General features: G+C 60.9%; 7 protein-coding genes. 3 read left to right on the top strand and 4 right to left on the bottom strand.

Translation table 11 applies throughout. The features are described 5' to 3' along the window. Positions 1 to 607 (bottom strand): SDR family oxidoreductase (locus HX803_RS11985; protein ID WP_178920803.1); only part of this gene is annotated, 607 nt, incomplete at its 3' end. Positions 608 to 707: 100 nt separating this feature from the next. Between HX803_RS11985 and HX803_RS11980 the strand changes: the two genes are divergently transcribed. From HX803_RS11980 to rarD, 3 genes are all read left to right on the top strand, one after another. After that, positions 708 to 1,610 (top strand): LysR family transcriptional regulator, encoded by a 903-nt coding sequence (locus HX803_RS11980; RefSeq protein ID WP_178920801.1) that lies wholly within the window; start codon positions 708 to 710, stop codon positions 1,608 to 1,610. Between the two features lie 81 nt (positions 1,611 to 1,691). Further along, positions 1,692 to 2,699: an aldo/keto reductase gene (locus tag HX803_RS11975; protein ID WP_178920799.1), complete on the top strand. Its 1,008-nt coding sequence runs from the start codon at positions 1,692 to 1,694 to the stop codon at positions 2,697 to 2,699. A gap of 213 nt (positions 2,700 to 2,912) precedes the next feature. After that, on the top strand, positions 2,913 to 3,794 hold the full coding sequence (gene rarD / locus HX803_RS11970; RefSeq protein WP_178920797.1) for an EamA family transporter RarD: 882 nt from the start codon (positions 2,913 to 2,915) through the stop codon (positions 3,792 to 3,794). Between the two features lie 7 nt (positions 3,795 to 3,801). On the opposite strand, the gene HX803_RS11965 is transcribed toward rarD, so the two are convergent. From HX803_RS11965 to HX803_RS11955, 3 genes are read right to left on the bottom strand one after another with little or no spacing between them, the layout of a single operon-like run. Beyond that, positions 3,802 to 4,551, bottom strand: a complete 750-nt coding sequence (locus tag HX803_RS11965) for a molecular chaperone (RefSeq protein ID WP_178920795.1) — start codon at positions 4,549 to 4,551, stop codon at positions 3,802 to 3,804. Continuing rightward, positions 4,548 to 5,633, bottom strand: coding sequence for a fimbrial protein (locus tag HX803_RS11960; protein ID WP_178920793.1), 1,086 nt, complete (start codon positions 5,631 to 5,633; stop codon positions 4,548 to 4,550). Before HX803_RS11960 ends, HX803_RS11965 begins: the two co-directional genes overlap by 4 nt. Before the next feature lie 17 nt (positions 5,634 to 5,650). Then, positions 5,651 to 8,206: a fimbria/pilus outer membrane usher protein gene (locus tag HX803_RS11955; protein WP_256732839.1), complete on the bottom strand. Its 2,556-nt coding sequence runs from the start codon at positions 8,204 to 8,206 to the stop codon at positions 5,651 to 5,653. Between the last annotated feature and the right edge of the window lie 8 nt (positions 8,207 to 8,214).

Below are 8,214 nucleotides of genomic sequence, written 5' to 3'. Positions count from 1 at the left end.
CCACCCGCCCCACCGGCAACGCCCCACCCGCCTTGGCGTACATCGCCTGACGCTGATCTTCAGCCAACCCCGCATACGCCGGTGTATCAATCACGCCCGGGCTGATCACGTTGACGCGACGCGGCGCCAGCTCCTTGGCCAGTTGTTTGCCCAGCGCCTCGGTTGCCGCATTGATGCCAGTCTTGATGAATTGACCGGGCGCAAACTTACGCCCCAACTGGCCGGAGGTCAGGCTGATGCTGCCGTGGGCATCGAGAAATGGCAGGGCCAACTGAATCGCCCGCAGCGAACCCCAGAGTTTCACGTTGAAATTCTCCTGGGCTTCATCCAGGTCGGTTTCGCTCAAGGGCTTGGCGCGTACCGAAGGGCCGGAGGTATAGACCAGGTGATCAAAGCGCCCCACCGCCTCGAACAGGCGTTGCAGGGAGGCGCTGTCGGTGACGTCGACCGGTTCGCTGCGCACGCCGTTGTCGACGCCTGCGCTCAAGCGCCGCCCGGCCAATACCACCTGCGCACCCCGCGCTGACGCGGCCTTGGCCACCGCTGCACCAATGCCGCTGCTGCCACCGATAACGATGACGGTTTTGCCGTTGAGGGAAGCTGTCATGGGAAATGTCCTGATCGAGAAATTGAGCGTTCATCTTCCTCGCTTGGCAATCGGCGAAAAATCCCGGTAAAACGACAAGATCTTTAAAGGATTTTTACAAATGAGCTCAACCCTGGACCTTGAAGTGTTTGTGCGCACGGCGGACACGGGCAGCCTCTCGGCCGCAGCGCGTAGCCTCAACCTGACGCCCGCAGCCGCAAGTATCGCCCTCAAGCGCCTGGAAACCCGCCTGGGTACCCGTTTGCTCGCCCGCTCCACACGCAGCATGCGCCTCACCGAAGAAGGCCGGCGCTACCTCGACAGCGTGCGCGTGGCCCTGGAAGCGCTGGCCGAAGGCGAACAGGCGCTCAAGCAACAGGGCCAGAGCCTCAGCGGCTTGTTGCAGCTGGCCGCGCCTTCGGACTTCGGGCGTAACGTGCTGCTGGGCTGGCTGGATGAGTTCAAGCGCGAACACCCGAATATTCGCCTGCAATTGCTGCTTAACGACAGCAATGCCGACCTGTTCCGCGACACCGTGGACATCGCCCTGCGCTTTGGCGTGCCACGCGACTCCAGCCTGGTGGCGCTGCCGGTGGTGCCCGGGCACCATCGCATCCCTTGCGCCAGCCCTGACTACCTTGCGCGGCATGGCACACCGCTTACGCCAGCCGACCTGGCGCACCACAGCACCCTGCGCTACATGCGCCGGGGCCAGGCCAACAACACCTGGTATTTCCGCCAGGGCACACAGTTGCAGGAAGTCGAGGTGAGTGGCGACTACTTGAGCGACGACGGTGAAATCGTGCGGCGCTGGGCGCTGGCCGGCCACGGGATTGCCTACAAGGCCAACCTGGATGTGGCCCGCGATATCAAGGCCGGACGCCTGGTGCCGTTGCTACGGGAATGGCAAGGCGAGCCCACGCCGTTCAACCTGATGTGCCCGCATCGCCTGCAAGTGTCGGAGCGGGTCAAGGTGTTGCACCAGTTCTTGCAGGTGCGCTGCCACGCCTTGCTCGATGAATGAAGAAACCGTTCCGGGGCTTGTTCCAGAGCCCTCGAGTCTGGTATTGCATGGGGTACGTTTCCCTGCCATGAGGAGCTTTCCATGATTTACCGCACATTGGGCCAGTCGGGGTTGAAGGTCAGCGCGCTGACCCTGGGCACCATGATGTTTGGCGAACAAACCAGCACCGAAGACTCGCTGCGCATCATCGACAAGGCCTGGGACCAGGGCATCAATTTCATCGACACGGCCGACGTCTACACCGGTGGGCGTTCCGAAGAAATCGTCGGCGAGGCCATTGCCCGCCATCGTGAAGACTGGGTGCTGGCATCCAAAGTCGCCATCGGCCCCACCGACGGCTTGCCCAACCGCAGCGGCCTGAGCCGCAAGCGCATTTTCAATGCACTGGAAGCCAGCCTCACCCGCCTGGACACCGATTACCTGGACATCTATTACCTGCACCGTGAAGACCACGATACACCGCTGGACGTGACGGTATCGGCGATTGGCGACCTGATTCGCCAGGGCAAGATCCGTTATTGGGGCCTGTCCAACTACCGTGGCTGGCGCATTGCCGAGGTGGTGCGGGTGGCCGAGCGCCTGGGAGTGGATCGGCCGATCATCAGCCAGCCGCTGTACAACATCGTCAACCGCCAGGCCGAGGTGGAACAGATCACCGCCGCTGCCGCGTACGGCCTGGGCGTGGTGCCTTACAGCCCGTTGGCCCGTGGCGTGCTCAGCGGCAAGTACGCGCCGGATGTCACACCTGAAGCCGGCAGCCGTGCGGCGCGCCAGGACAAGCGCATCCTGGAAACCGAATGGCGCGTGGAGTCATTGCGCATCGCCCAGCAGATCCAGCAGTACACGCAAGGTCGTGGCGTGGGCATTGTGGAGTTTGCGATCGCATGGGTGCTGAACAATCAGGCGGTGAGCTCGGCGATTGTGGGGCCGCGTACCGAAGCGCAGTGGGACGCCTACACCGGCGCCTTGGACGTTAAGATCACGGCGGAAGATGAAGCGTTTATCGATTCGCTGGTCACGCCGGGGCATTCGTCTACGCCCGGGTTCAACGATGTCAGCCACTTTGTCAGCGGCCGCCTGCCACGCTGATACCTCGTTGTAGTGAGCGGGCTTGCCCCGCGCCGCGGTGTGTCAGCCGCCCTATACCCGCCTGACACACCGCCGCGGGGGGCAAGCCCGCTCACTACAGATCAGTACGGGCGGGGAAAATTTTGGAAACCGCCCCAAAACAGCGCAACGCTGTCCCGCCAAAAGCACCATAATCCACGTTCTTCTGAATCAATCGTTTTTCGCGAGGACAGTGTGTCTAAAGGTGTTGTGTTATCGGTCTTGGCCTCGGTGTTGTTTGCCGTGATGTATTACTTCACATCATTGCTCACGCCCTTGAGTGGCCTGGAAATCTTCGGCTGGCGCATGCTGCTGACCGTGCCGTGCATGACGGTGTTCATGATCGTCAGCGGCGAATGGCGGCGAGTGTGGGAGTTGCTGCGGATGCTGGCCCAGCGACCTGTGTTGATAGGTGGCGTGCTGGTGTCTTCGGCTTTGCTGGGCGTGCAGTTGTGGCTGTTCATGTGGGCGCCCCTGAACGGGCGTAGCCTCGATGTGTCGGTGGGATACTTCCTGTTGCCGTTGACCATGGTGCTCACGGGCCGCCTGGTGTGGGGCGAAAGGCTTTCGTACCTGCAGCAGATCGCCGTGGTGCTTGCGGCCCTCGGCGTACTCAACGAGCTGTACCAGGCCGGTGGTTTTTCCTGGGCGACGCTGGTGGTGATCATCGGCTACCCGGTTTACTTCATCGTGCGCAAACACCTCAAGACCGACCACTTGGGCGGGCTCTGGCTGGACATGGCGCTGATGCTGCCGGTGGCTTGGTGGTTCGTGCAGAGTGGCGATCAGGGCTTTGCGGTGATGGATGCCCACCCGAAACTGTACGCGTTGATTCCCATGTTAGGGCTGATCAGTGCTTCGGCCCTGGTGAGCTATATCATTGCCAGCCGATTGCTGGCATTCAGCCTTTTTGGCCTGTTGAGCTACGTTGAGCCCGTGCTGTTGCTGGGTGTCGCGTTGATCCTGGGTGAAGGGATCAAAGGCGGCGAGTGGCTCACCTACATTCCGATCTGGCTGGCGGTGATGGTGCTGGTGTACGAAGGGTTCAAGCACCTGGTGCGCCAGCGCAAAGCCTGAGGAAAGGTTATTCGGCTATCGATAAGGGCGCCTCGTGGTGTTGAGTGGCGCCGTTATCATCCAGCGTCGTGAACCTCAGCAAAGGTGCCCTGCCCACGCCGCCCGGCAGTCCGGGCACGGCCACCTCGGCCGCGCTCCGAGGGGCGATCATCGGCGGGTCCTCGCTATGAAAATCCTTCCCCCCGCTCGTTAACAGGATGCTCGCTAACGTTATGTGGTAATCCGTCGGGTTGTTGACTGCGAGCACCCTCTCCTGTGCGTTCAGTTGCCACTGCAACGAGCCCACGGCCTCACTGGCTTTTCCTGTAAGGGTGGTTGGGCGAAGGAAGAGTTTGATGCGGGTGCGCAAAGCAAATTGCAGGGTGTTCACCTGCTCCGTGGATGAAACCTCTGGCCTTATCCCCAGCACGTTCAACCAGTAAACCTGTTCCTCGCGCCTCAATGCCCGAGGTGAAGGATGATAGACAACCCGTAACGCCCGCCCACTTCCCGCTTCCATGCGAAACACGGGCGGATTAAGCGTGAATGGAACGTCGCTGGCCTCGGGTGACGCCTCGGCGTCGCCCTCGTCTATCCACACTTTCACCAATCGCGGCGCCTGCGCCGTATGGGTCAGGTTGACCGTCACTTCGCGCGCGGCAGCGGGATAAATGACGCGGGTACGGTCCACCGTCACTTCGCCGTAACTCATTGAAGGCTGCAACACCATCAGTAGCCACGCCCACACCATGAGCGCCTTGCGCGCGCTGGCAGTCATCGGTAGCTCATCGTAAACGTCGCAAGGCCTTTGGCATTGCCCGGAGCAATTGACGGCGCCGTCTGGACGTATCGGGCCGTCAACGGAATCTGCACCGTGCCATTACCGGAGCTGCCCACAAACCATTGATTTGGGTTGCCCACTGCCGAAGAGTCCGGGCCGTAGCTGATCAATCTATTGCCGCTCAACAATTGAATCGCCACGCCGCGTGCACTGGACGTAGGGGTCAGTGACAACTGGTTGCCGCGATTTGCCGGTGATGTCTGGTCCCTTACGGTCACATAGATGTCTCGCATCCCCCCTGAACCGCCGGAGCACGACAGCCTGAGACTGGAGGTCGCGTTGCCGGCGTGGCTACCCACCCCTCTGAAATCACGGCTTGCCACCTGGCCTATTGGTAAGCTGATTGCCGGCGTCGTGACACTGCACGTCGGTTTGAGCGGCGGGTTGATAACGACACTGGCAAGGTTGACCGAATGAAAGCCCGGCGCTGTAACCGTCATGTTTGTCACCACGTATTGCGCCAGCGTACGTGCGGTGATGTTGCCGGGAGACATCGGGCCGGTTACCACCAAGTAAATACGCCCATCCAATCCCCAATACTGTGGCCTGTTGAATTTTCCGTCCCACAGCGTTGCCCCGGTATGACTGATTGACATCCACGGCCGGTTCGGATCACGGGCCATCATGGCAACCCCCACGCCAGCGACGTCAGTGCTGTAGACCGGCAATGTAAGGCCTCCAGCATTGAACGTCCTGCCCGTGGGGTTGGCGTTGACGATTCTCAACACGCCTGAAACTGGCCAGGAGAACGGCCAATCCTGATAGATACATTGCATCACGACTGACCCATTCCCAAAACCGTAACCGTCTTGCGAACCTAGCACCTGGCCAACCTGCGGATTGGCAGGTGCCGTGATAGGCGGAACTGTAATGGTCAGGGCTGCTTGTGGATGGCAGTATCCAGCCACCGTATTCGCTTGCGCTGCCGAAACCCACAGGCTCAACAGAACGCCAATGCGTACTAAGCCGTGTATGAGCGCCTTACTCATCATTGCCAGGTACTCCTGCGCGCGATTCATCAACGTTTGCCCTCTCATCATTGAGTTGCTACCTGTCGTGCCGGATTTTTTACACATAGCCCTTGGATGTATTCACTCATGCTCTGGGGCTCGGCTGCGGTCTGCGGCGGCATGTCATAGCTGATCTCGCAGCGATCTGCAGCCTTGTCACCCCATTTGACGGTCAGACTGCCGCGGTCCGGGATCGACCGGACAAATGCCTTGCCCGCCTGCCCGACGACGCCGACTTCACGCCCTTGCTGATCAAACACCTGCGCCGCGAAAGGCAACGGCTGGCCGTTTTCCTGCGTGCCTTTGATGACTACCGCACGCCCGCTGACCGTCTCGAACGTCAGCAGTGACACCGCACCCAGCGTCGGCGCCACGGTGCGCGTCGACTCCTGCAGTTCGACGTCCATCGACATCCCTTCCGGGTCAATGCTGACGGTGTTGTTTTGAAAGGCCCTGAGTGATGGCACGACGGCATAGCCGCTGCGGTTGACTCGCGTACCGCTGCCATCGCCCAGTGCAGCACCCTCTGCGTCCGGGACATGGACCAATGCAGACGACTCGCCCAGGCTTTGAGAGAACGTGACACCGCCCGCGTGAGCCACTATCCCGCCGTCGGCGCCGAACGAAACCTGTGAACTGTCCCGGCTCTGGCCGTAACCGGCACGCAATTGCGTGGCGTCGGTGCGGTAGCCGGCGTAGGTATTGACCTGATGGCTACGCGTGTCATCGCTGGTCGAGCGGCTGGCCGAGAGCCCGTAATTGAGTTGGGAATGTTCCCCTGCCAAACCGCTGATACCGACCTGCTGCTGGCTGCCCCGCGTGTCACCCGCATCCCGCGCAAGCGAGGTGTAAATGGTCGGAGCATTGGCTGAACCGCCTATAGGCATGGATAGCGTCAGCATGTAGCGCGTGTCCACCCTTCCCTGCTGCCCATTCCTGCCGAAAAACACTTCGTCACTGAGTTCATTGGCGCTGAGCTGGCGCGTGTCCTGAATGCGCGAGCGTTGCGCAGAGACGTTCCAATTGAGGGTATTCCAGGATGAGCCATAACTGACTGTAAACGACGTCTGACGCCCTTGCTGTTGCCTCCAGTATTCGACTGAACTGCCGTAGAGGGTCAGCGAACCGTCTCCCAATTTCTGGCTGATACTCAAGTCCACTCGGTTTTTCTGCCGGGCATATTGATTGATGTCTTCGCCCCGCCGCCCCAGGTCACGAACGTTCAGCGCGTCGGGCAGGCTCAAGTAGTCTTGCGAGGAGAATCGGTATGCGCCGAGCGCGAAGTGGGTGCCGGTGAATGGCACGCTTTTGTTGTAGCCCACACCGTAACTGTGCCCCGAGAGCAAATCGCCGCCGGGCACATTCGTGCTTGAGTTGCTGCCATCCAGGGAAAATGCCCCGACCGGGGTGCTGAATGCGAGGCCCAGCTTGGCTTGCGTGTAGCCTTCGGAAACGGTGCCGCCGCCGTAGGCTGTCAGGCTGTCCGTAAGGCCGTGTTGCAGTGTTCCCTGGAAGACCATTGCCTTGTCATCGGCAATACCCCTTTGCTGTACCCGTCCCAGGGTGGCGCTGTAATGGGTGCCATCAGCCCGCAACAGCTGGGGTGCCACCGAATACGGTACGACAAACGTCTTGCGACGCCCGTCAACTTCGGTCACGGCGACCGTCAGGTCACCGCCCTGGCCGGTGGCATACAAGTCGCTGATCACAAAGGGACCCGGCGCCACCGTCGTTTCGTACACGGTGTAACCGTTCTGGCTCACCGTCACCGTTGCATTGCTGTCTGCCACACCCCGCACCTGTGGGGCATAACCTTGTTGGGACTGCGGCAGCATGCGATCGTCAGTCGCCAGGGTGACGCCTCGCACCCGAACGCCATCCAGAATCTGCCCATTGCTGAACGTGTCACCCACGGTCAATTGGGACTTCAATGGCGCAATGCTGCGTTGCACGTAGGTGGACGTATTCTGGTACGGCTGCAAGCCGTTGCCATTGTCCCAGGCCTGGGCCCCTTGATGTCGCAGGCGCCACGCGCCGAGGTTGAGCCCCGCGTTGAGTCCCAGGTAGGTCCGGTCCTGCCCTTCGCCCGACACGATGCTGGAGGTGCTGAAGTTGTAGTTAAGCAACCCGGCGGTGATCCCGTCATCCCAGAACGCGGGGTCGACATAACCTCGCGTGGCCTGGTTCATGTAGACCTGCGGGACGCTCGCCGACCACTCCAGCGTGCCGCCGTCAACGCTGCTGGAGGCCATTGGAATCCAACGGCCCAAATCTCCACAGTACGGCTGCGCAGCGTCTCTGTAACCGGAATCGGCGTCGACTTTGTCCATCGCGATACCGAGTTGCTCCAGCATCTCGCGACTGAAGCACGGCTCTGCACCTGCACTGTCATTGCCAGCTACAAAATTGACGCTGCGCCGCCCTATCGGTTGACCATTGACCAGGATATCCAGGCGATAAGTGCCTGGCACCATGGCATTGCTGGTACTGAAACGTGACGTGTCGACGGTATTGGCCAGGCTGGAAGAAAACGCATTGAGGTCAAAGCTCAAGGGCGATGCACAGGCGATATCGGGCGGCATCAGCGCAG

The sequence above is a fragment of the Pseudomonas sp. P7548 genome, assembly GCF_013386585.1.
Classification (GTDB): Bacteria; Pseudomonadota; Gammaproteobacteria; order Pseudomonadales; family Pseudomonadaceae; genus Aquipseudomonas.
This window is presented reverse-complemented; position numbering and strand designations above follow the sequence as displayed.